The sequence below is a fragment of the Paraburkholderia piptadeniae genome (genome assembly GCF_900007165.1).
GTDB lineage: Bacteria > Pseudomonadota > Gammaproteobacteria > Burkholderiales > Burkholderiaceae > Paraburkholderia > Paraburkholderia piptadeniae.
The window spans coordinates 1-2,328 of record NZ_CYGY02000148.1 but is presented as its reverse complement, the minus strand read 5'-3'; the positions used below and the strand labels follow the sequence as shown (position 1 = coordinate 2,328).

Here is a 2,328-nt window from a genome sequence, read left to right as displayed (position 1 = left end):
TTGGGGGTTTGAGTTGTTGTGTCTGCGACGCTGTTTTTGATTTAGTTGCCTTTTTCGCCGTGCCTGCGACTGCTTTCTTATTGTGGTGCTGCTTGTGCCTTTGCGTTGGCATCCGCGATGCGCCTCGCGGCGCGGGCGTTGTACCTGTGCGGTGTGAGACACTCCTGGCAAAACCGGACACTTAGCCGTGACTTTGATGCGAGTCTGCGCAGCGCAGACAGAGAATTGTAACCGCGCGGGAAAGCAACAAAGCTGCGTGATATGGCGCGCATTCGAGAGCTAAGGTCAAGAGTGGTGTATGGGCAGCATCGTGACGGTCGATTTCAGGCGGCGAGTTTCTGCTGACCCGGTCGATCGTCTTGCACCGGTTCGCCGTCCTTGAAGGGAATGCCTTCAAGTAACAGCTTGATCTTTTCCGGGCCGTTGATACGGCGCCAGGTCTTCTCCGCCTCCTCGATCAGCTTGAATGCCAGACCGAGGAAGGTCGGCCGCGATACGCAGTTGCGCGTGCGCGTCGTACGATGGCGCACCGTCGCGAACGTCGACTCGATCGCGTTGGTCGTGCGCAAATGTTGCCAGTGCTCGGCGGGAAAGTCGTAAAACGCTAACAGGCTCTCGCGATCCTTTTTCAGTGTCTCGGTTGCCTTCGGATATTTCGCCGCATGGATTGACACGAAACGATCGAAAGCGGCGTATGCGTCGGCGCGCGTGGCGGCCATCCAGATCGCCTGCATGTCCGCTTTTGCGCGTGCCTGTTGTGACTTGGGTAGCGCATTGAGTACATTGCCCATCTTGTGAAACCAGCAGCGCTGGCCGCGCGTCGCTGGAAACACCTCTTCCAGGGCCGCCCAGAAGCCCATCGCACCGTCGCCGACGGCCAGCAGTGGACCGGCTTGCAAGCCCCGCGCTTTCAGATCGAGCAGCAGTTCCAGCCACGATGCCTTCGTTTCTCGATACCCGTCGCCGATTGCCACGCGTTCTTTGCTACCATCAGGCCTCACGCCAATGATTACCAGCAGACATTGGCCGTCTGAGTGCTCGCTGCGAAGTCCTGTATGAATGCCGTCGACCCACCAGTAGGCGTAGCGTGACTTCGACAGATCTCGCCGACTCCAGGTCACATGCTCTTCGGTCCATTGCGCCTTCAGCCGGCTCACCACGTTGGCCGACAGACCTTTGGCGTCCTCGCCCAGCAGCACGCTCAACGCTTCGCCCATGTCGCCCGTCGAGATGCCCTTCAGATATAGCCACGGCAGCGCAGCGCTTACACGGGGTGACTTCCTCACATACGGCGGCACGATCGACGAATTGAACTTCACGCCTGATCCTGATCGGTCACGCACCTTCGGCACCCTTACCGGTATCGGGCCGGCCGCCGTCAACACTTCGCGTTCCGGCAGATAGCCGTTGCGTACTACCGCGCGTTGCCCGTGCATGGTCTTCACGTTCGCGAACCGCTCCAACAGTTCTGCCAATTCTGCTTCTATCGCTTGCTGAATCACTTGTCGCGCCCCTTGACGCACCAATTCGTCCAGCCCAAGGCCTGCTCCTGATAGACCGACGACCGCTTTTCCGTATCCTTGCCCATGGTGGATGGTTTGTTGTTTGCTGGTTTCCGACTTCGACAATCAGATTCTCAGCTGAAACCTCCACCGCCTTCAATTTCCCGCCTCAACTCCCCCGTACACCACTTCCGACTTTAGCTCCGCATTCGACCCGCGCTACATCACAGACCGGGCCGCGCCTTGGGACATGCGGGATGCTTACTATCAGACGCAGTTCCGAACCCGCTTTGGGGGCTGATCGGAACTGCCAGCCGGCACGGACAGCGCCGAACTGCTTAGAAGGCCAGGCGCTTATCAGGACGCCTGGCCATTTTGTCATTCGTCGTCCTCATGCCCTCTGATCGGGCAGTGTATCGGCTGCATCGTATCCATCCCGACCTCGTGTAACGCTGCGTCGATGCGTTCCAGTTCGGGCAGCGGCGCACCTATCAGGCGCGCTTCGCGCTCTGCGCTTGCGATGTATGCCTTCCCTTTCGTGGCTCGACCTCCAGCACACGATCAGCAATGGGCAAGCCATGAGCTCCGGCGATCAGGAACGACTTGCTCGAACGTCCCTGGCCGAGCCCATAACAGCCACTCGGGCCAACACTCAACTGGTGACCGCCCTGTAGGGCCAACGGCCATCGACCTCACGTTTCGATCACCGCAATGACAAGAAAAAATCGCCTCGCGCTTCGCCGTAGCGCACTGGCCGACAACCGTTATAGCCGCGGCTCACTTGTGACTGTCGAAACAGCTTTGACATCCTTATATGAACACGTCC

The 2,328-nt window shown here is 59.0% G+C and carries 1 protein-coding gene; it reads right to left on the bottom strand.

From position 1 onward, the window contains the following. Window positions 1-323: 323 nt before the first annotated feature. Window positions 324-1,595, bottom strand: a complete 1,272-nt coding sequence (locus tag BN2476_RS43145; RefSeq protein WP_087740238.1) for an IS256 family transposase — start codon at window positions 1,593-1,595, stop codon at window positions 324-326. Between the last annotated feature and the right edge of the window lie 733 nt (window positions 1,596-2,328).